Origin of the sequence: Nonomuraea sp. C10 (genome assembly GCF_008017515.1) — a bacterium.
Lineage (GTDB): Bacteria > Actinomycetota > Actinomycetes > Streptosporangiales > Streptosporangiaceae > Nonomuraea > Nonomuraea ferruginea.
On sequence record NZ_VPFF01000001.1, the window covers coordinates 3568263 to 3590064 of the forward strand.

General features: G+C 72.1%; 14 protein-coding genes. 7 read left to right on the top strand and 7 right to left on the bottom strand.

All coding sequences use genetic code 11. The annotated features are described in order from the left end of the window. Window positions 1-7: 7 nt before the first annotated feature. Complete coding sequence (locus FR742_RS16305) at window positions 8-3085, bottom strand: non-ribosomal peptide synthetase (protein WP_148031729.1); 3078 nt, start codon at window positions 3083-3085, stop codon at window positions 8-10. Further along, a complete protein-coding gene (locus tag FR742_RS16310; protein WP_261808572.1) occupies window positions 3076-9318 on the bottom strand; it encodes a non-ribosomal peptide synthetase in 6243 nt (2080 codons plus the stop codon). The genes FR742_RS16305 and FR742_RS16310 overlap by 10 nt, the downstream gene beginning before the upstream one ends. A gap of 408 nt (window positions 9319-9726) precedes the next feature. Between FR742_RS16310 and FR742_RS16315 the strand changes: the two genes are divergently transcribed. Further along, the gene (locus FR742_RS16315; RefSeq protein WP_148031731.1) at window positions 9727-10635 is read left to right on the top strand and encodes a hypothetical protein; all 909 of its coding nucleotides are present in this window, start codon (window positions 9727-9729) and stop codon (window positions 10633-10635) included. Window positions 10636-10657: 22 nt separating this feature from the next. Here the strand turns inward: FR742_RS16315 and FR742_RS16320 are convergent, their stop codons facing one another. Both FR742_RS16320 and FR742_RS16325 read right to left on the bottom strand, forming a co-directional pair. Next, the gene (locus tag FR742_RS16320) at window positions 10658-11623 is read right to left on the bottom strand and encodes an S-4TM family putative pore-forming effector (RefSeq protein ID WP_148031732.1); all 966 of its coding nucleotides are present in this window, start codon (window positions 11621-11623) and stop codon (window positions 10658-10660) included. A gap of 151 nt (window positions 11624-11774) precedes the next feature. Beyond that, the gene (locus FR742_RS16325) at window positions 11775-12332 is read right to left on the bottom strand and encodes a TetR/AcrR family transcriptional regulator (protein WP_222708951.1); all 558 of its coding nucleotides are present in this window, start codon (window positions 12330-12332) and stop codon (window positions 11775-11777) included. A gap of 72 nt (window positions 12333-12404) precedes the next feature. Between FR742_RS16325 and FR742_RS16330 the strand changes: the two genes are divergently transcribed. From FR742_RS16330 to FR742_RS16355, 6 genes are all read left to right on the top strand, one after another. Continuing rightward, the gene (locus FR742_RS16330) at window positions 12405-13382 is read left to right on the top strand and encodes an alpha/beta hydrolase (protein ID WP_148031733.1); all 978 of its coding nucleotides are present in this window, start codon (window positions 12405-12407) and stop codon (window positions 13380-13382) included. Beyond that, the gene (locus FR742_RS16335; RefSeq protein WP_222708952.1) at window positions 13379-13696 is read left to right on the top strand and encodes a hypothetical protein; all 318 of its coding nucleotides are present in this window, start codon (window positions 13379-13381) and stop codon (window positions 13694-13696) included. Before FR742_RS16330 ends, FR742_RS16335 begins: the two co-directional genes overlap by 4 nt. Window positions 13697-13798: 102 nt before the next feature. Then, window positions 13799-14566: an ABC transporter ATP-binding protein gene (locus FR742_RS16340; RefSeq protein ID WP_148031734.1), complete on the top strand. Its 768-nt coding sequence runs from the start codon at window positions 13799-13801 to the stop codon at window positions 14564-14566. Continuing rightward, the gene (locus tag FR742_RS16345) at window positions 14551-16371 is read left to right on the top strand and encodes a hypothetical protein (protein ID WP_148031735.1); all 1821 of its coding nucleotides are present in this window, start codon (window positions 14551-14553) and stop codon (window positions 16369-16371) included. The genes FR742_RS16340 and FR742_RS16345 overlap by 16 nt, the downstream gene beginning before the upstream one ends. A 37-nt stretch (window positions 16372-16408) precedes the next feature. Then, window positions 16409-17617, top strand: a complete 1209-nt coding sequence (locus FR742_RS16350) for a sensor histidine kinase (RefSeq protein ID WP_148031736.1) — start codon at window positions 16409-16411, stop codon at window positions 17615-17617. Then, window positions 17614-18234, top strand: a complete 621-nt coding sequence (locus FR742_RS16355) for a response regulator transcription factor (RefSeq protein ID WP_148031737.1) — start codon at window positions 17614-17616, stop codon at window positions 18232-18234. Before FR742_RS16350 ends, FR742_RS16355 begins: the two co-directional genes overlap by 4 nt. 8 nt (window positions 18235-18242) lie before the next feature. Here the strand turns inward: FR742_RS16355 and FR742_RS16360 are convergent, their stop codons facing one another. The 3 genes from FR742_RS16360 to FR742_RS16370 all read right to left on the bottom strand — a co-directional run bounded on the left by FR742_RS16360 (window position 18243) and on the right by FR742_RS16370 (window position 21780). Further along, complete coding sequence (locus FR742_RS16360) at window positions 18243-18953, bottom strand: GntR family transcriptional regulator (protein ID WP_148031738.1); 711 nt, start codon at window positions 18951-18953, stop codon at window positions 18243-18245. Between the two features lie 109 nt (window positions 18954-19062). Continuing rightward, on the bottom strand, window positions 19063-20757 hold the full coding sequence (locus FR742_RS16365; protein ID WP_148031739.1) for a dihydroxy-acid dehydratase: 1695 nt from the start codon (window positions 20755-20757) through the stop codon (window positions 19063-19065). A gap of 48 nt (window positions 20758-20805) precedes the next feature. Further along, on the bottom strand, window positions 20806-21780 hold the full coding sequence (locus tag FR742_RS16370) for a cyclase family protein (protein ID WP_148031740.1): 975 nt from the start codon (window positions 21778-21780) through the stop codon (window positions 20806-20808). Window positions 21781-21802 lie beyond the last annotated feature (22 nt).

The window sequence follows — 21802 nt, forward strand, 5'->3', positions numbered from 1 at the left end:
CCCGGCGTCAGGTCTCCATCAGGGCCGCGGCCTCCTCGTCCGACAGCGCGTCGATCTCGGCCGCCAGCCGCTCCTCCACCGCCGCCGCCAGCCTACGGACGGTACGGGTCAGGAAGAGGATGTTGAGCGGCAGCTCGATCTCCACCTCCGAGCAGATCCTGGCGACGACCCGGGTGCCGAGCATGGAGTGCCCGCCCAGGTCGAAGAAGTCCTCCTCCACGCCGAACCCGTCAAGGTGCAGCACCTCGCTCCAGATCTCGTACACCAGCTCCTCCGCGGCCGTCCGCGGCGGGAGGGCTTCGGTGGCGGGCGCGGGGACGGGGGCGGGCAGGGCGGAGCGGTCGAGCTTGCCGTTGGGCAGCCTGGGGAAGGAGCCGACGGCCAGGTAGAGGCTGGGGACCATGGTGGAGGGCAGCCGGTCCTGCAGGTAGGCGCGCAGCTCGGCCACGGGCGCGTGCTCGTCCACGTACGCCACCAGGGCGCGGCCGCCCGGCGCGTCGTCGCGGACGGCGGCGACGGCGCGGGTGACCCCCGGATGCGCGGTCAGGGCGGCCTCGACCTCGCCGAGCTCCAGGCGCACGCCGCGCACCTTCACCTGGTCGTCCACCCGGCCGACGAACTCCACGGCGCCGTCGGCCAGGCGCCGCACCAGGTCGCCGGTCCGGTAGAGGCGGGCACCGGGCGGGCCGAAGGGGTCGGGGACGAACCGTTCGGCGGTCAGGGACGGCCGCCGGTGGTAGCCGCGGGCCAGCCCGTCGCCGCCGAGCCAGAGCTCTCCCACCACGCCGGGCGGCACCGGCTCCAGGGCCTCGCTCAGCACGTGTGCGGTGGTGTTGGCGACCGGGCGGCCGATGGGGACGGTCTGCTCCCCCGGCCGTGTCAGGTGGGTGAGCGACCAGATGGTGGTCTCCGTCGGGCCGTACATGTTGTGCACCTCGCCGGCCACCTCACGCAGCCGCCGGGCGAACGCGGGGCCGAGCGGTTCGCCGCCGCTCAGCACCCGGGGCAGGCCGACCGGCAGCTCCTCGGCGAGCTCCTCCAGCACGGACGGCGGCGCCTGCACGGTGCGCACGTCCGCCTCGGCCAGGACCGCGCCCAGTTTGCTGTCGGGCGGCGCCACCACCACGGTGCCGCCCGACAGCAGCGGTCCGAAGAGTTCGAGCGCGGCGATGTCGAAGGACATGGGGGTGAGCAGGAGCATGCGTTCGGCCGCGGTGAAGGCCAGGCTCGTGACCAGGTTGACCACGCCCCGATGCGGCACCATGACGCCCTTGGGCACCCCGGTGGAGCCGGAGGTGTAGATGACGTACGCCAGATGGCCGGGCGAGACCCGGGGCAGCGGCCGGTCGTCCGGCGGGCTCTGGGCCAGGTCGGTGAGCGCGGGCACGCCGGGCAGCCGTCCGGCCAGCTCCGGCGTGGTCAGTACGAGCGCGGCCCCCGAGTCCGCCAGCATGAAGCGCAGCCGCTCGGCGGGGTAGCGCGGGTCGAGCGGCACGTAGCAGGCGCCCGCCTTGAGCACCGCGAGCAGCGCGACCACCAGGTCGCCGCCGGGCGGAAGGCAGACCGCCACCGGCGACTCCACCCGGACGCCGCGCGCGACGAGCACCCGGGCCAGCGCCGCGGCCCGCTCGTCGAGCTCGCCGTAGGTGAGCGTGCGGCCCTCGTGCGGGACGACGACGGCGGGCGCGCCCGGCGTGGCGGCCGCGTGCCCGGCCACGAGCTCGTGCAACGGCATGGAGGGGTACGGCAGCCGCGGCCCGTGCCAGGGGGTCACCGTCTCCTCCCGCCTCCAGGCGGGCATCAGCGGCAGCCGCGACAGCGGGAGGGCGGGGTCTCCGGTCGCGGCGTCGAGCAGGGCGAGGAACCCCTCGGCCAGCCGCGCGATCGTGGCGGGGTCGTACAGGTCGGTGGCGTACTCCAGCCAGCCGCTCAGATCGCCCTCGGCGTTCTGGATCTCCAAGGTCAGGTCGGTCTTGGTGGTGCCGGTGCCGATCTGGCCGCGCACGTCGTACGGCAGTTGGTTGAAGGCGACCTGGTAGAGCGGGGTGCGGGAGGGGTCGCGGGGTGGGTTGAGTTCGCTGACGATGCGGGCGAAGGGGACGTCCTGGTGGTCGAGGGCGTCCACGACGGTGGTCCGCACCCGTTCCAGCGCCTCGGCGAAGGACGGGTCGCCGCTCAGGTCGGTGCGGAGCGGGAGGGTGTTGACGAACATGCCGATGAGCGGGCCGAGCTCGGGCTGGTCGCGTCCGGCGACGGGCGAGCCGATCACCACGTCGGTCTGACCGCTCCAGCGGGCGAGCAGGGCGGCGAACGCGGTGAGCAGCACCATGAAGGAGGTGCTGCCGGTGCTTCTGGCCAGGGCGGTCACCCGCTCGGTCAGCGCGGCGGGGACGGTGAACGGGTGGTTGGCGCCCGCGTAGCCGAGCTCGACCGGCCGCGGCCGGTCGGTGGGCAGTTCCAGCGGCACCGATCCGGCCAGGCGCTCGCGCCAGTAGGCCAGGGACGCCTCGAAGCCCTGCTCGCGCTGCCAGACGGCGTAGTCGGCGTACTGCACGGCCAGCTCGGCGTACCGGGGCGCCCGGTTCTCGCGCAGCGCGTGGTACGCCTCGGCGAGGTCCTCGGTGAAGATCCGCATCGACCAGGCGTCGAAGACGGCGTGGTGGGCGACGAGCACGAGCCGCCACTGCCCGCCGCCGAGCCGCACCAGCCGGGCCCGCCACAGGGGCGCGTCGTCGAGGGCGAACAGCTCGGCGGCGTCGGCCGCCGCCAGGGCGGCGAGGTCACCGGGACGGTCCCGCTCGGGGCGGCCGGACAGGTCGGTACAGGCCAGCCGCACCGTCGCCTCGGGGGCGATCAGCTGCACGACCTCCTCGCCGCGCGGCTCCAGGCGGGTCCGCAGCGGCTCGTGCCGTTCGGCCAGCATCCGCAGCGCCCGCTCGACCAGGCCGGGCTCGACCTCGCCGAGCCGTTCCAGCCGGGAGACGCCGGCGATGTTGTAGAGCGGCACGTCAGGCAGCAGGCTGGTGAGGAACCAGACGCGTTCCTGCGCGTACGAGGCGGCGAAGGCGTCTTCGGTCACAGGCATGCGCGTATCTCCCGGGTGATCGGCTCCAGCGTGCTGACCTCGCCGATCGTGGCCAGCCAGTGCCACTGGTCGAGGGCGTGGTAGAGCCGGTAGAACGCCAGCCGCTCGGCCCAGTCGGCGGGCAGGTCGCCGTACCCCTCGTAGAGGGCGCGGCGGCGGAGCGGGTCGTCGCGGACGGCGAAGTAGTCGGTGCGGGCCAGGTCCATGAGCGGGTCGCCGCCGAGCGCGTTCTCGACGTCGATGAGGCCGGTCAGCTCCCACCGGCCGGCGCGTTCGGCGACCATGACGTTGCGTTCGTGGAAGTCGTGGTGCAGCAGCACCGGCGTGGTGCGGCGGGCCAGCAGGTGGCGGTCGGCGCGCAGGCGGGCGAGCAGCGCCGCGTGCAGGCCGGGGTCGCCGCCGAACTCGGCGAAGTGGGCGGCCTTGAGCTCGAACTGGCCGCCTACGTAGGCGTCGTTGGTGGGTTCCTGTACGCCGTCGAGCGGGCCGAAGGCGGGCACCGTGACGCCGTGCACGGTGCGCAGCAGGCGGCCCATGTCGCGGTAGAGCCGCTCGACGGTCGTCCGGTCCATTCCGGCGGAGACCTGGGACAGCGGCCGGCCCGCCACCTTGGTCATGACCAGGTACGCCTGGGGCAGGTCGCGCCTGGAGTCGTCGGCCCGGATCACGGTGGGCGCGGCCGCGCCGGTTCGGCCGAGCAGTTCGTAGACGTGCAGCTCCTTGCGCATGCGTTCGGTGAACAACCCCGGGTAGAGCTTGAAGATCAGCTCACGGTCGCGGGTCCTGACCTCGTAGACGGCGCTGATCTCGCCGCCGGTGCGCAGCAGCACCTTCTCGACCGGCTCCCCGAGCAGCTCAGCCGCCTTGGCCGCGCTGAGCGGCATGGTGAGCGCCTTGGCGAAGGCGGGAGCACTCCAGGCGAGGCTGACGACGTTGCCCGCCCGGTCCCGCAGCGCCCGCGCGCCGACCAGGTCGTCCGGGTCCGCCTCCGGCACCGCCTCGTCGAACCCGGCCAGCACCGGGATCCGCATGGCCACCAGCGCCAGGACGGCGATGCCCAGGCCCAGCAGGACGTACATGAACGCGATGCCGCGCCCCTGGCCCACGCCGATCACCACGCCGACGGTGTCGGCCAGCGCGCCGCCGGGCAGGAGCAGCGGCTCCAGCAGGCGTTCCCCGAGCGGGGCGACCACGGCCATGCCGACCGGCAGCGTCGACCAGGAGATCATCTGGTTGAACGCCATCACCCGGCCGTGGAACCGCTGCGGCACCTTCACGTGGATGATCGTCATGAAGACGCCGTTGACCACGGACAGGCTGCACCACAGCCCGAAAGCGCCCAGGCCCACGGTCAGCGGCGAGGCGTACGCCCCGGTGACGACGGCGAAGAGGCTGAGCAGCAGGGTGCCGAGCAGCACGGCGCGCATCCGGCGGCGGCGCGGCCCGCCCCACAGCGCGACGATCACGCCGCCGAACGTGGCGCCCAGGCCCCCGACGAACGAGATGCGGCCGGCGGTGTCCAGGTCGGCGAACGACAGCACCAGCGGCGAGATCGACATCAGCACCGCGGCCAGCATGACGTTCAGCACCGCGAAGTAGAGCAGCGCGGCCCGCAGGTGGCGGTTGCCCAGCGACATGCGGAACCCGCCGGCCAGCTCGGCGGCCAGCGTCTCGCGCCGCTCCAGCGCCATCGTGGCGGGGAAGCGGATGAGCGCCAGCGCGGCCAGCACCACGGCGAAGCTGATCACGTCGATCACCAGGATGCCGCCGAGGCCGATCCCGGCCAGCAGCGCGACGGCCAGCAGCGGGGCGACGAACTGGGAGGTGCCGGCGAGCAGTTGCACCACGCCGGCGGCGTGCCCCAGATACCGCTTCGGCACCAGTTGCGGCAGCGCCGCGGTGTAGGCGAGCCGCTGGAAGACCAGCGTGATCGAGAGCAGGGTGACCAGCGGATAGATGTGCCAGGTGGCCAGGTCGCCGGTCCACAGCAGCACGCCGAACACCAGCTGCACGCCGCCTGCCAGGCAGTTGCCCAGCGCCATCATGGCTCTCTTGCCGTGCCGGTCGACGAGCGCGCCGATCAGCGGGGCGGCCAGCACGCCCGGCATGATCGCGAGCGCGACCAGCAGGGCGAAGTTCAGCAGGGAGCCGGTGGTGGTGTAGACCCAGATCGGGATGGCGAAGTCGGTCACCGCGGTGCCGACCATGGACAGGAGCTGGAACGCCGAGACGGCGAGGAACCGGCGCATGCCGGGCTCGGGCGCCCGCTTCCTGGCCTGCGGAGCCTCCTGACCGTCCGGGGCCGACGTCTCCTCGACCCACCATCCGGCGGCGGGGCCGCGGGCCTGGCGGCTCAGCTCGGCGGCCGAGCCGTACTCCATGGCGATGTGCGTGTTGGTGAGGACCTGGGCCAGGTCGTCGGCGCGGTACTTCAGGTAGTAGTGGCCGGCCTCGTCGAGGACGACCAGCGCCGTGGTCTCGGACAGGAAGTGCCACTCCCGGTAGCGCTCGCGGTAGTAGTCGGTGGCCGGATCCTGCTCCCCCACGACCGCGATGACCGGGGCGCGCAAGGGCTCGGCCCGCTCCGCCAGCATGCGGGTGAAGGCCTCCTCCGCGATCAGCGTGTCCCGCCGCTGGTTGCGGACCATGAACTTGACCTGCTCCTCGTCCAGGCCGGAGATGTCGTTGCCCATGGCCTTCATGCGGTTCTCGTACGAGCGGTCGCCCCGCAGGCGGTCGGTGCGCAGCAGCCTGCCCAGCGGCCCGGCGATCCGCCCTTCCGGACGGGCGAACGGGAAGATCGCGCCGATGTAGACCGCGGCCGGTTCGCGGCCCCGGGCCTCCAGCCGGCGGGCGACCTCTGCGGTGACGGCGCCGCCGATGCCGCAGTGACCGTACAGGGCGATGGGGCCGTCGATGCCGTCGAGGATCTCGCGTACGGCCTGCTCGATGACCTCCTCCAGCGGCATCACCGGCTCGTCGGGGCGGCCGGGGTCGTGGCCGGGGAAGGCCATCGAGTACAGCGCGCACTCCTCGGGCAGGGCGTCGGCCAGCGGCTGGTAGACCAGGGCGTTGCCGCCGCCGTACGGGAAGCAGACGAGGGTGAGCGCGGGGGTGACGCGTGAGCGGGTGAGGCGGTGCAGCAGCGCGCGCGGCCTGTCCTCGGCCGGGGCCGGCCCTTCGATGAGCTGGGCCAGGCCGCGCACCGTGGGGTGCTGGAACAGGTCCATGACGCCCACCGAGCGGCCTTCTGCCGGGGCCAGCAGCTTGCGGATCCGGGCCACCACCTGGATGGCGACCAGCGAGTGCCCGCCGAGGTCGAAGAAGTCGTCGTCGGCCCGGATGCCGGGCACGCCCAGCAGCTCGCTCCAGATGCCGGCGACGGCGATCTCGGCGGGGGTGACCGGCAGGGCCCCGTCGCCGCTCGACCGGGTGGGGGCGGGCAGCGCGGACCGGTCCACCTTGCCGTTGGGGCTGAGGGGCATGGCGTCCAGCCGCACGTAGGCGGTGGGGACCATGTGGTCGGGCAGCAGTTCCTTGAGCCGGGCGCGCAACCCGGCCGCTTCGGCATCGGTGACGACGTAGGCCACCAGGCCGTCCGCGTCCGCCACGACCAGCGCGTCACGCACGCCCGGTTGCTCGCGGAGCACGGCCTCGACCTCGCCCGGCTCGACCCGCTGGCCGCGGATCTTGATCTGGTCGTCGGCCCGGCCGAGGAACTCCACGGCGCCGTCGCGGTGCGTCCGCGCCAGGTCGCCGGTGCGGTAAAGACGTGAACCCGCGGGCCCGTACGGGTCGGCCAGGAAACGTTCGGCGGTCAGGCCGGGCCGGTCGTGGTAGCCCAGGGCGACCTGGACGCCGCCGATGTACAGCTCGCCGGTCACGCCGGGCGGCACCGGCCGCAGCCGCGCGTCGAGGACGTGGACGCGGGTGTTCTGCACCGGATGGCCGATCGGGATCCGGCTCGCGCCCGGCACGCAGCGCCAGGCCGTCACGTCGACGGCGGCCTCGGTCGGCCCGTAGAGGTTGTGCAGCTCCACCTCCGGCAGCCGTTCGAAGAACCGGGCGGCGACGGCGACCGGCAGCTCCTCCCCGCTGCAGACCACCCTCTTCAGCGACACGCAGCGCTCGACGTCCTCTTCTTCCAGGAAGGCGGCGAGCATCGACGGCACGAAGTGCATGGTCGTCACGCCGGAGGAGACGATCAGGTCGCGCAGGTAGGCGGTGTCGCGGTGGCCGCCGGGCGCGGCGACGACCAGGCGGGCGCCGGTGATGATGGGCCAGAAGAACTCCCAGACCGACACGTCGAACCCGGCGGGCGTCTTCTGCATCACCGCGTCGGCGCCGGTCAGGCCGAAGCGGCGCTGCATCCAGTCCAGGCGGTTGACGATGGCGGCGTGGGAGTTCGGCACGCCCTTCGGGCGTCCGGTCGAGCCGGAGGTGTAGATCATGTACGCGGGACAGGCGGGGGTCAGCGGCGTGTCCGGCACGTCCTCGCGCTGGAGTACGGTCTCCTCGGGCAGCAGGATCGCGGCTCGCGCGTCCCGCAGCATGAAGTCCAGGCGTTCGCGCGGATAGTCGGGGTCGAGCGGCACGTACGCGGCGCCGGACCGGACCACCGCCAGCAGGCTCACGACCAGGTCGAGGGAGCGCTCCATGGCGACCGCGACCCTGACGCCCGGCCGCGCGCCCAGGTCGCGTAATCGCCGGGCCAGCTCGCCGGAGCGCCGCTCCAGCTCGGCGTAGGTGAGCCGCCGCCCGCCGAACTCCAGGGCGACGGCGCCGGGCGTGCGGGCGGCCTGCTCCTCGAACAGCTCTCCCAGCGTCCGGTCCGCCGGGTACGGCACGCTCGGCCCGGCCGAGAGGGCCAGCACGCGCTCGCGCTCCGGACCGGTCAGCAGTTCCAGGTCCGACACCCGCCGGTCCGGCCCGGCGAGCGCGGCGCGCAGGAGCGTCCCGAACCGGGCGCCGAGCTCCTCGACCGTGGCCTTGGCCAGCAGGTTCCGGTTGTAGACGAACAGCCCGTCGAGCCCGCCGCCGCGTTCGGTCAGGAACAGCTCCAGCTCGAAGGGGGCGGCCCCGGCCGTCAGCGGGTACGGCTCCGCCGTGAGGCCCGGCCAGGCGGCGGTGTCCTCCTCGTAGCTGCGCAGCGCCAGCGCGACCTGGAACACCGCGGTACGCGAGACGTCCCTGGCCAGGCCGAGTTCGCCGACGAGCTGCTCGAAGGGCAGCCGCTGGTGCGCGAAGGCGTCCAGCGTGCTCCGCCTGACCCGGGCGAGCAGTTCGGCGAAGGTGGGGTCGCCCTCCAGGTCGGCGCGCATGGCCAGCATGTTGACGAACATGCCGATGAGCGGTTCGAGCTCGCTGCGCGGGCGCCCGCCCACCGGCGTGCCGATCGCGAAGTCGGACCGGCCGCTGTGGCGGGCGAGCAGCACCTGGTAGACGGCGAGGACGACCATGAAGAGCGTCGCGTCGTGCTCGCGGGCCAGCCTGCTGGCCGCGGCCAGCACGTCGGGGCCGAGCCTGAAGGTGTGGGAGTCGCCCTCGAAGGTGGCCACCGCGCCGCGCCTGCCGTCCAGGGGCAGCTCGATGGGCGGCACTCCGGCCAGCCGCTCGCGCCAGTAGGCCAGGTCCGCCTCGTCCGCCGGGCGGCCGCGCTGCCACACGGCGAAGTCGCCGTACTGCAGGGCGAGCGCGGGCGGCTCCTCCCCCGCGTACAGAGCACGGAGCTCCCCCGCCAGGATCTCCAGCGACCAGCCGTCACCGGCGATGTGGTGCAGGGCCACCAGCAGGACGTGGTCGTCGCCGGCCAGCCGCACGAGCAGGGCGCGCACGGGCGGTTCTGCGGCGAGATCGAAGGGCCTGGCCAGCTCGGCGCTCAGGAGCTCACGGGCCGCCGCCTCGTCCGGGGCGCTCACGCGGCGCAGCTCCACCTGCCCGGTGCCGGCCACCTCGACGCGAGGGCGGCCGTCGGGGTCGGCGCAGAATCGGGTACGCAGGATCTCGTGCCGGTCCACGACCGCTTCGAGTGCTCGGCGCAGCCGTGCGGCGTCGAGGTCCCCGCGCAGGCGCACCACGAGGGGGATGGTGTAGGCGGCCGTGCCGGGGGCGAACTGCTCCATGAACCACAGGCCCTCCTGGGCGTGGGTCAGGGGGATGTCCGCGCCGGCGGGGCGGCGTGGGATCGCGGTCGGCTTGCCGTTCGACCTGCGGCGCAGGCGTTGCTCCAGCAAAGCTCGCTTGGTGTCTGAGAGGTGGGCTCCGCCTGAGGCCGGCTCCGTCGAGGTCGCCAACGACCGCCTCACTTTCAGTGGTGAACGTCACATTAACGGGATTTGCTCACACCGCGCCGGTGAGGTCAAGCGGGTGACGCCATGAGCTGTACGACGCCAGAAAGGTCGCCGCCGCGTCGTCCGGTTGGCAGAATCCCGGCCATGGGTGCTGCCGGGAGCCGCATGGCCGTGCGAGCCTTTCTCCGAGACGTCGATGAGGCCGTGTCCGATCCGCCCCGCCCAGGGCCATGCGGGGAGCGGTTGCTCGCGGCGGCTCAGCGTCAGCTGAAGGCTCTCGGCACGTCGAGGTGGGCGCCTGTCGGCTCGGCCAGTTGCGCGACCAGCGTCGCGGGCTTCAGCGACGTCGACATGCTCGCCGTCTTCGCTGATCCGATCCGTCACGGCGCGGCCGACACGGTCCTGCCGTACTCGATCGAACAGCTCCTGGAGGCCATGGCGGCGGACCGGCCGCCGCCAGGGCCCATCAGGCCGCGGAAAGCCTACGACCTGTTCGCCGACCGCCTGGAGGCCATGGGCCCGATGTCCGGCTTCGGCCCGCTGAGACGCGCCTTCCCCGCGGTCCACTTCCCTTCGCTCACCGCTGAGCCGTCCATGGAACTGGTCCCTGGTTGCGAGGCCGACTTCCTGTGGGACTCTCCGGTGACCGCGCCCAGCTCCGGCCTGGTCGAGGTGGCGTTCCCGGCCACGGAGGATCGCTGGCTGGGCACCTCACCGGCACTGCACGAGCGCACACTCGACGCCAGTCCCGGCGGCGTCGACTACACCTGCAGGGAGGCCATCCGCATCATCAAGCTGATCAAGTACCGGCGGTCGATCCCCGTCCTGTCCTACTTCCTTGAGCTGTTCGCGCTGAGGTGGCTGGAAGGATCGCACGCGTTCGACGCCGAGAGCGTCAGCCAGATCGTCGAGCAGGCCGACCTCGGCTGGCACACCAGACTTCCGGTGGGCCACCTGATCGACGACATCCCGGCGCTGCTGTCCGCGCTCGCCGGCCAGTTGGGCCGTGCGGCCGCGCAGGGCCGTCAGCTGCGGATGATCGACCTGACCACCCCGGAGCGGGAAGGGACCGTCGAAGCCTGCGACGCGACCCACGCGGTGAGCGCGGCGGAATCGTTCGAGGCCGCCGCCACGCTGGCGCACCGGGCGCGTGCCGCGGCAGACCGTGGCGACCAGGCGGCCGCGCTGTCCGCATGGAGAGAACTGCTCCGGCAGGGTGGCGTCTCCGCTTCCGGGGACGAGCCCGGTCGTTCCGGGTGAGCGTCACGCCGATGATCCCCCGCTAAGGGCTCGCCGGTTCGGCCAGGCGGCGCCGATGTCCTTCGGCCGTATCCGCGAAGTCCCGTTCGTCGTTGCCGCGGTAGTGCCGGTAGAACCACTCGGGGACGCGGCTGATGTCCTGCCGGGTGCGCAGGATCCCGTCCTGGATGTCGCGGGCCAGTTCACGCAGCCTCCGCCATTCGGCCTCGTCGATCTTCCCGGGACGTGCTTTCCGCAGTTCCGCGGTGACGAGCTTGAGCAGCCGCTCGCGCTCGGTGGCCAGGCGTTCCTGGCTGTACCAGGTTTCCAGGACCAGTTGGTAAGCGGCCAGGGAGGGGACGAAATAGCTGACGACCACGTCCGTCATCGTGACCCCGGCGACGATCCCGGCCAGGACGCCGATGACGCACCACACGATCGCCGCCGCGAGCACGAGGCGGCCGTAGCGGCGGCGCAGCCGCGCGTCCCAGGCGAGGTTCTGCTCCTGGGCGATCAACACGTCATACGGATGGTGCACGCGATCCGTGGGGTCGTACCAGCCATCGGTGACCCGCCGATCCTTCGTGCTGCCCGGTTTGAGCTTGCGGGCCAGGCGCGAGACGTCGGGATCCGCGATCGGCTCGCCGGCGACCGCGCCGCGCCAGGGCAGGTGGAACAGGGCGGTGTCGAACATCTCCTGCAGCAACGCCCCCTGGTTGGCAAGCGAGGCCACCACCAGCCGCAGCGGGATGACGGAAATGAGAAACCACAGGAATCCGACGATCGCCACAGGGGTACGGCCGATCCCCGTCAGCGTGGTGACCACCCCTCCGGCCGCCATGGCGGCCGCCATCACCGCGCGCAGCGCCTCAGCCAACTGCCCGCGCTGGTGGCTGGCCGCGGCCGCGCGCTGTAGGCGCAACATGTCCTGGTCGAGCTGGCGCTGGTCGATCGCCCGCGCAGGCACTCCCCGCGGCGGGTTCTGGGGGCTGGCGGAAGAGCGCGTCATTCGATCGTCCGATCGCCGGAGCCGCCGCGGTGTGGAGCAGGCATGCGCCCATTGTCGGCAACCGGCGAGACGCTTCCAAGTGACGAGGGCATGGCCGCTCTCGTCGGTGCGCAGCCGTTCCGGCCGCCCGTGGCGTCGCCCCGTCCATCGCTCAGGGAGGCGATCCGGTGAAGTGCGGCAGGACCAGCTCGGTCAGTGTGGTGACGTCGTCGTCGGCCATCGGCTCGCCGGTCATGCCCATCCTGTGGAGCAGGGTTCCGACGACGACGTCGATGAAGAAAAGGACCCGGTTCTCCGGCTCGCCGAGCGCCTCTTGGAGGGCGATCCTGTAGGGGTCCTGCAGTCGGGTGGACAGGATTGCGCGCAGGGCCGGATCGCTGACAGCGTCGCTGAAGACGCCGGCGAACGCGTCGCCCACGCCGGGTTCGGCGATCTTCGCAGCGATCCAGCGGATGGCCGAGGACATGAGCTCGGCGCGACCGGCGCCTTCCAGTGGAATCGGGCCGAACGCGTCAAGGAGGCAGTCCACGATCAGCGCGCCCTTGGTCGGCCAGCGACGGTAGATGGTCGTCTTGGCGATTCCGGCCGCGGCGGCGATGCGGTCGACGGTGGCCCGCGCGTAGCCGAGTTCGTGGACGGTGCTCAGCGTGGCGGCGAAGACCACGGCGTGGACGCCGGAGCGTGGGCGACCGGGCGGTCTGGCGGTCATGGCTCCCAGGATAGCCATTTGCGCTACTGTTAGTATCGATACTTCAGGTAGCGAAACGCCAAGGAGCTGACATTGAGCGAGATCACCGATACGGAGCGGCCGCCGCTGGGCATCCGGTTGCTGCGTGCGCTGGGGAGGGAGCCGGACTGGCCGGCCATCACGGACGAGGAACTGGTCGCCTACCGCGAGGCGGAGAACCGCAAGCGGGCATCCCGCCTGGCACGGGTGATCACCGGCTTTCCCGACCGTGGTGCCGGCATCCGGTGGCAGGAGGTGGCGCTGCCCGGTCGTGACGTCCCGGTCCGGATCTACCGGCCGGTGGGCGCCGACCGGGCCGACCTGCCCCTGGCGCTCCACGTGCACGGAGGCGGGTTCGTGGGCACGGCGGCGCAGTGCGACTGGGTGAACAGCCACCTTGCCGCGCGCCTGCCCGCGATCGTCGTCTCGGTCGAGCACCGCCTTCTCGACCCGCGGACACCGCTGTCGGCAGCCGTCGACGACGGCTGGGACGTGCTCCGGCACGTGCTGGAGCACGCCGCCCGATGGGGGGTCGACCCGGCGCGGACCGCCGTCTTCGGGGAGAGCACCGGCGCGATGGTCGCCGCCCTGGGCGCGATCCGGGCCCGGGAGTCCGGGCTCGTCCTGAGGGCGCAAGTGCTGGTCAACCCCGCTGTCGACCTGACCTCGACCATGTTCGACCACGCCTCGATCACCCGGCATGCCCACAGCCCGACCCTCAGCCTGCCGCAACTGCGGTTGCTCCACCGGTTCGCCGTTCCGCCGGGAACCGATCCTCGTGCGCTGTCGCCGCTGTACGCCGATGATCTGGGCGGACTGGCCCCAGCGCTCGTGGTGGTGCCGACCCTTGACCCACTGGCCGATCACGGCCGCGCTTACGCCGAAAGACTGCGAGCCGCTGGGACACCCGTGCGGCTCACCGAACATCCCGGGGCGACACACGCGTTCCTCAGCATGCCGGGCGTGGTGCCGCAGGCCAAGGCCGCACGGGCGGAGATCGCCGGGTTCCTCCGGGACTCCCTCGTCCGATGACCGGCACTTGGCAGAGGACGGCCACGCTGGAGCCGGGCCGGCTGGCCTTCACCGGCGACGTCGGAACCACCGAACCGCACGCGCACGCCGCCCTCCAACTCGCCCTCAACGAGGGCCACCGCTTCCACCACCTCAAAGGGGCCGGTGTCGGCGACGTCAATTTGGGGCTGTTCACCCTGGTCTGGGACCACTTGCTCGGCACCTTCTCCTACGACCCCGCCCGCCGCTTCGCCTCCGGCCAGTTCGCCGAACCCTTCCGAGCCTCCGGTGCGTGCCACACCGAACCGACACCCTCGGAGCGGACGGCGACGTAGGACGGGGGTCCCGGCATCAACCGATCGGTTGATGCCGGAATCCACCATCTCGCTTCCCGCCCGGACGATCCGTCGCCCCGGCCGCCGCGCGATTCTCGATGCATGCCAACACACCAGGAGCCCGCACTCCGCACCGCCGGACTCCGCAAAGTCTTCGGCGACCACGTGGCGGTCGACGACATCGACCTCACCGTCCCGGCCGGCTCCTTCTACGGCCTGGTCGGCCCCAACGGCGCGGGCAAGACCACCACCCTGGCCATGGCCGTCGGCCTGCTCCGTCCCGACGCCGGCAGCGCCGAGATCTTCGGCGTGGACGTGTGGCGTGACACCGTCCAGGCCAAGGCGCTGATCGGCGTGCTGCCCGACGGGAACGCCATGCCGGAACGGCTCACCGGCCGCGAAGCCCTCACCTACCTCGGCCTGCTGCGCGGCCTGCCCCCCGCCGTGGTCGCCGAGCGCACCGACGAACTCCTCCAGGTCCTCGAACTCGACTCCGCCGAGCGGACGCTGATCATCGAGTACTCGACCGGCATGCGCAAGAAGATCGGCCTGGCCGTGGCCCTGCTGCACGCTCCCCGCCTGCTCGTCCTGGACGAGCCCTTCGAGGCCGTCGACCCCATCTCCGCGGCCACGATCAGGACCATTCTGCGCAGGTTCGCGGGCAACGGCGGCTCAGTGATCATCTCCAGCCACGTGATGGCTCTCGTCGAGCAGATCTGCGACCACGTGGGCGTCATCTCCGACGGCCGGGTCGTCGCCGCCGGGCCGCTGGCCGACGTGCGCGGCGCCGCGACCCTGGAAGACGCCTTCGTCGGCCTCGTCGGCGCCCGCACCGGAGGAACGGAGGGGCTGGCATGGCTCACCTCCTGACCCCCGGCCCGGCCGCCATGGCGCAGCACATGATCCGCATGCGGCTGGCGCTCATGCGCAACTCCCTGCGCGGCGACGACGCCACCAACCTGTACGCCGGCGTCTCGTTCGGGCTGCTCCTGGCCCTCGGCACGATCGCCGTCGCCGTGCTGTGGCCCGCCTACCTGCCCCTCGCCCTGGCCGTGTGGCTCTCCGGCTGGATCTTCGGCCCCATTCTCATCGGGGGCGGCAACGAGGCCCTGCGCCCCGAGTACTTCTCCATGCTCCCGGCCAAGCCGGGCCGGATCGCCGCCGCCCTGCTCGCCGGCGCTTTCGCGGGCCCCGTGCCCGCGGTCAATCTCATCGCCCTGCTGTCGCTGCCCGTGTACGGGTGGCGCTTCGGCCCGGCCGGAGTGCTCGTCGGCCTGGTGGCGGCCGTCACCACGCTCGTCACGATGGTGATGATCTCCCGCGTCGTCGTGGCGCTCATCGGCCTGTTCGTCAGATCCCGTGCCACCGCGGCCGCCGTCGGCATCGTGACCGGCACCGCCATCGCCCTGTGCAGCAACGGCTGGGCACCCGTCGTAGCCATGGGCGTCACCGACACCGACGCCTGGTCCGAGGTGTTCGTCCGCGTCCTGCCCTCCGGATGGGGCGTGGCCGCCATCGAGGCCTCCTGGCCCCTCGCCATCGCCATCCTGGTCGCCAACGCGGGCGTGATCGCCCTCCTCCTGGCCGCCTGGGCGGGCCTGCTGTCGCGGCGCGTCGTCTCGGCCGCACGCGGCGGTGTGCCGCCCCGCCGCGGCACGCCCCGCCCCTTCCCGGCCACCAGCGGCGCCCGTGCCGTCGCCGCCAAGGAGCTGCGCGCCTGGTGGCGCGACCTCGTCCGCATCCAGCTCCTCGCCACCGCCTTCTCCTACGCCATCGTCACCCCTCTCCTGCTCATCACCATCGACGTCTGGGTCATGGTCCCCTTCGCGGGGCTCATCGCGATCGTGATGGCGGCCGCGTCCTCGGCCAACCTCTACGGCGCCGACGGGACGGCCCTGTGGCTCACCCTCATGACCCCCGGCGCGGAACGCGCCGACGTACGCGGCCGCCAGCTGGCCTGGCTGCTCATCGTCGGCCCGGCCGCCGTCGCCCTCTCCCTGGCCGGAACCCTCGTCAGCGGCGAGACGTGGGCGTGGCCGTGGGTGCTGGGCCTGCTTCCCGCCCTCCTCGGCGGCGGCGCCGGGATCATCGTCCTGCTCGCCGTCACCTCGCTCGTTCCCGGCACCGACCCGCACAAGCGCGGCGGCAACCCGCTCAGCACCGGCGCCGACGAGACCGCCGAGACCAGCCTCGCCTGGCTCGTGCTCTGCGCGGTCCCCGCGACCGCCCTTCCCGCGGCCGGCGCCATCCTCCTCAACCCCTGGGCCGGCGTCGCCACCGGTGTGCTGACCGGAGCACTCGGCGCCTGGGGACTCGGCAGGATCGCCTACCGCAGACTTGAGAACCATGGGATCGACCTGCTCAACCTCATGAAGCACGGCCCGGCGCCCCAGGCCGACAAACCCACCACCGCGGACCTCCCCATCCAGCACCGCATCGGGGTCATGATCTGCTACACCATCGGCTGGCTCCCCCTGTTCCCCCAGGGACTCGTGCCGATGGTCATGAAGATCTTCGGCATCGACAACCCCGTATGGTTCCTGGCGCTGCATCTCCCGCCGATCTGGCAATGGCCCGTGATTATCTTCATGATCGCCCTGGGGCTGCTCATGTACGGCTACGCCATCCTCATCCCCTTGCGCCTAAGCTCGTCCTCGTCGGCCACCAGCGGCTGAGCCGCACCCCGTACGCGAGAGGAGGGCATCGCCCCGGATGAACGACCCCTTCCCGCCCTCCACCTGGGAGCGGCGCTTCGAGCGCGCCGTCGAGGTCATCCCCTACGTCACCCTCGCCGTTTCCCTCGTCATCAGCCTGGCCTCACCCGACCAGCCCGAAGGCGGGATCCCCCGCACCTTCGCGCTCACCGCCCTGGCCCTCGCCTGGATTCTCGGCGTCCGCACCCTCCTTCCCGCCGCCGTGCGCGGACGGAGGGTGGCCGTCACCGTTCACTTCGCCGGCGTCCTGTCCACGGCCGCGCTGCTGGCCTTCCACGACCCGATCTTCGTCATCTACTGCATCTCCGGCTTCTTCCTGGCGGCCAACTTCGCCCCCTCGAAGTGGACCTTCGCCGCCGTCGCCGCCACCTCCGTCGTCCTGTACGGTTCGACGCTCGACTGGACCCAGGCCACCGTCCAGCTCATCGCCTTCCACGTGGCGATCGTCGCCGTGCAGACCGTCGCCATCGGCGGCGGCCACATCCTCGGCATCAGGATCGAGGACCGGCAGCGTAAATACCGCAAAGCAGTCAGCGACCTTCAGACCGCCCTGGAGGAGAACGCCGACCTGCACGCCCAGCTCCTCACCCAGGCCCACCAGGCCGGCATCCTCGACGAACGCCAGCGCATGGCACGCGAGATCCACGACACCCTGGCCCAAGGACTGACCGGCATCATCACCCAGCTGCGCGCCGCCCAGCGCGTGAAGGACTCCGACACCCACCTCGAACTCGCGCTCGACCTCGCCCAGGACAGTCTCACCGAAGCCCGCCGCTCCGTCGCCGCCCTCCAGCCCCGCCAGCTGGAGGAAGCCCACCTCCCCGAGGCCATGACGACCCTGGCCCGCAACTGGACCCAGACCACCGGCGTCGACCTGCACGTCGAGGTGACCGGCGACCGCGTCCCCCTCAGCCCCGCCATCGAGGTCACCCTCTTCCGCGTCGCCCAGGAAGCCCTCGCCAACGTGGCCAAACACGCGGGCGCCACCCGCGCCGGCCTCACCCTCTCCTACACCGGCCCGGTCGTCCTGCTCGACATCCGCGATGACGGCACCGGCATCCACGACCCCGGCAGCAGAGGATTCGGTCTCAGCAGCATGCGTCAGCGCCTGCGCGGCGTCGGCGGCTCCCTCGAGATCGAGAGCACGCCCGGCGAGGGCACCGCCGTCAGCGCCACCGTCCCCGCGCTCCAAGGAAACGTGCTGTGATCCGCCTTCTCATCGTCGACGACCACCCCATCGTCCGCGACGGCCTGCGCGCCGCCTTCGAAGCCGAGCCCGACATCGAGGTGGCCGGCGAGGCCGCCAACGGCCGCGAAGGCATCGACCGCGCCGCCGCGCTCGGGGTCGACATCGTCCTCATGGACCTGCGCATGCCCGAGATGGACGGCGTCACCGCCATCACCGCCCTGCGCCGTTCCCACCCGCACATCAAGACCCTGGTCCTGACGACGTTCGACGGCGACTCCGACGTCCTGCCCGCCATCGAAGCCGGCGCCACCGGCTATCTCCTCAAGGACGCCCCCACCGACGAGCTCCTGCGCGCGGTCCGCGCCACGGCCGCCGGCGAGCCGGTCCTGTCGCCCTCCGTCGCGGGCCGTCTGATGGGCCAGGTGCGCAGACCGGTCAAGGCCGCCCTTTCCGACCGCGAACTCCAGGTCCTCGCCCTCGTCGCCGACGGCGCCTCCAATCGCCAGGCGGCCGCCAAGCTCTTCATCAGCGAGGCGAGCATCAAGACCCACCTGCTGCACATCTACGACAAACTCGGCGTCCGCGACCGCGCGGCCGCCGTCGGCGAGGGGTACCGGCGAGGTCTGCTCAGTTAGCGGCGGGCTCAGTCGTCGGTGAAGACGGGAAGCACGGGCGGGGCGTAGCGGGCGCCGGCCTCCGGGTCACCGGTCGACTGGGTCAGCAGCAGCCGCGTCGTCCCCAGGAGGTGATCGCGCATGGCCTGGGCCGCCCCCTGCTCGTCCCGGTCCTGGATGCGCTCGAGAATGCGCTCGTGGACCCGCCAGATGTCCCACAGGGTCCGCGTCTTGGTCGTGGACAGGCCGCGCGCGGCCATCTGCGCCCGCATCGTCGCGACGGACTGGGTCACCCGCGTGTTGCCTGCGGCCTCCAGGATCATCTCGTGGAAGGCCACGTCCTCTTCCTGGAAGAGCCGCTCGTCCCCGCTCTCGCAGGCCTGCCGCATCCGCTCGAGCGCCTTGGAGAAGGACGCCATCTGGTCGTCGGTCATCATGGTCGCGGCGCGGTAGGCCGAGGGGACTTCGAGCAGGTAGCGCAGCGTGTAGATCTCTTCGATGTCGCGCGTGTCTATCTGGAGGATCCGCACCCCCCGGCTCCGCTCGAACCGGACCACGCCGTGCGTGGCGAGCTGCAGCAGGGCCTCACGGACGGGCGTCCGCGAGACCCCCAGCTGGGCGGCGATCTCCACGACGGAGTGCAGCGTGCCAGGTGCCAGCTCACCCGTGACGATGGCCCGGCGGACCGCTTCGAAGGTCTGGGCCGCCAGCGACGTCTGGTCCGTCGAGATCTGCTCCATATGGACATGGCTCCCGGTCAGTCGGTCCGCGCAGCGCCAGAACGCCTTGGTCGGCCGAGACGATATCACTCAGGACGAAGATGTGGCATGCGGCATGCAACGCCGCCGGTCAGAGGAACGACAGGTCCGCTCCCTCGCTGGCCGGCAGGACCGTCTGCGCGTACAGCCTGCGCCACCCCCGTGCGGGCAGCTCGGGCGGGACGAAGTCCGCGCGCCGGCGCTCCAGCTCGTCCTCGTCCACGAGGAGGTCGAGCCGCCGCGCCGCGACGTCCAGCCTGATGAGGTCGCCGTCGCGGACGAGCGCGATCGGTCCCCCGGCGGCGCTCTCCGGGTCGCAGTGCAGCACCACGGTGCCGTAGGAGGTGCCGCTCATCCGCGCGTCGGAGACCCGCACCATGTCCCTGATCCCGGCCTGGGCCAGCTTGGCGGGGATGGGCAGGGCGCCCGCCTCGGGCATGCCCGCCGCGATCGGCCCCGCGTTGCGCAGCACCAGGACGTGGTCCGGGGTGACGTCCAGGTCCGGGTCGTCCAGGATCCGCTGGGCGTCCTGCGCCGAGTCGATGACCAGGGCCGGCCCGGTGTGGTTCATCAGGTGCGGGCTCGCGGCCGCCGACTTGATGACCGCTCCCCTCGGCGCGAGCGTGCCCTGGAGCACCGCCAGGCTGCCCGCCGCGCCGAGCGGGTCCTCCAGCGGGCGGATCGTCGTCTGCCAGTCCTCGCGCGCGGGGCTCTCGTCGATCAGCGAGCCGAGCGGCTTGCCGGAGACGCCGACGGTCTCCCGTTCGAGCAGCGGTTCGAGGACCTTGAGCAGGGCCGGCAGGCCGCCCGACCGGTGGAAGTCCTCCAGGTATCCCGATCCGGCGGGCTTGCAGTCGACCAGGAACGGCACGTCGGCGCCGATCACGTCGAAGTCCTTGAGCGTGAGGTCCACTCCGGCCCGCCGCGCCACGGCGATCAGGTGGACCAGCGCGTTCGTCGACCCGCTCATCGCCGAGAGCACCCGGACGGCGTTGCGGAAGGCGGCCGGGGTGAGGATCTCCCGGGGGACGGGGCCTCCCGACCGGGCCAGTTCGACGGCCCGGCGGCCGGTCTCGGCGCCGTGCCGCAGGCGGGCACCGGTGGCGGCCGGAGGGGTGGCGCCGCCGGGCAGCATCATGCCGAGGGTCTCGGTGAGGCAGGCCATGGTGGACGCGGTGCCCATGACCGCGCACGTGCCCGCGGTCGACACGAGCTCGTTGCGGACGCCGGTGATCTCGGACTCGTCGAGCTCGCCGCCCCGGTGCCGGCCCCAGAAGCGGCGGCAGTCGGTGCAGGCGCCGAGCCGCTCGCCCTGCCAGCTGCCGGTCATCATCGGCCCGACCACTTCGAGCAGGACCGGCTTGTCGGAGGAGGCGGCGGCCATGAGCTGGGCCGGCACCGTCTTGTCGCACCCGCCGAGGAGGACCGCGGCGTCCATCGGCAGGGCGCGGATCATCTCCTCGGTGTCCATCGCGAGCAGGTTGCGGAACAGCATCGTCGTCGGGGAGGTGAGGATCTCCCCGAGGGAGATGGTCGGGAAGTCCATGGGCAGGCCGCCGGCCTCCAGGACGCCGCGTCTGACGGCCTCCAGCAGGGCCGGCATGTCGCGATGGCAGGTGTTGTAGTCGGACTTGGTCACCGCGATGCCGATGATCGGCCGGTCGAGCGCCTCGTCGTCGTACCCGCTGGAGGCCAGGAAAGCACGCCGTAGATAGGTGCTGAAACCGTCGTCGCCGTAGGACGTACGGCTCCGGTCGATGGCCGACTCAGTCGGTCGGGCGGGCATGGGGACCTCCGGGGGTCTGGCAGGTTCGGGAGAAGGGGGCCGGCAGGGTCACGGGCGCAGCGGCATGGCGAGCGGGCGCATCGGGGCGCCGGTCGCGCCGCGCAGCTTCATGGCGGCGGCGACGAAGGCGAACTCGTAGAGCCGTTCGGCCGAGATCTGCTCGCAGTCGACGACCTCCATGATGGGGACGCCCGCCTCCCCCAGGAGATAGGTGTGGACGACCTGCCAGTTCTCCTCGTCCGCGCCGGGCATCTGCTCCAGGGCGAGGGTGTCGCCGCCGATGACGGAGGCGCCCATCCGGGCGAGGAACTCGGCCCCTTCCAGGTTCAGGCCTGGGCTGTTGTCGATGTAGGCGTCGATCGCGGGCCAGGCGCGCATCCGGCCGGTGCGGATCAGCGCCACGTCGCCCGGACGGAACTCGACGTCCTGCCGGCGCATGGCCTCGCGCAGGTCGTCCGCGCCGATCCCGTGGTTGTCGGGCAGGATGTCGGTGTCGTACAGGGCGGCGATGTCGAACAGCACCCCGCGGGCGATGATCGGAGGGATCTTCTCCGCGCCGCACTTGGTCCAGTGCCGGGAGCTGATGTGCTCCTCGGCGGAGAACCCGTTCCAGATCTTGCCGTTGTAGCCGAAGTGGTTCAGGGTGTCGATGTGCGTCCCGCAGTGGGTGTACATCGAGATGGCGTCGCCCGAGTAGGAGACCAGCTCGTTCTGCTCGCGGCCCACTCCGGTGATGTCGTCGAGGACCGTGCCTGCGGGGGTGTGCGTCATCCACTGCTGGAAGTTCGGGTCGCCGGCCTTCGTCCACGAGGGCATCCCGACGAAGTAGTCCACCGACAGGTCGATGACGCTGCCGCCGTCCGCCCGGCTCAGCACCTCACGCGACGCCTCGGGGGTGATCAGGTTGAGCATGCCGATCTCGTCGTCGGGACCGAAAGGGCTGCGGGTGACCTCGCGGAACTCCGCACAGTACGCCGCGATCTTGTTCCTGGTCGCTTCGCTGATGAGCGCTGGTCCACACATGGGGATGTCGGCCTTCCTGTTC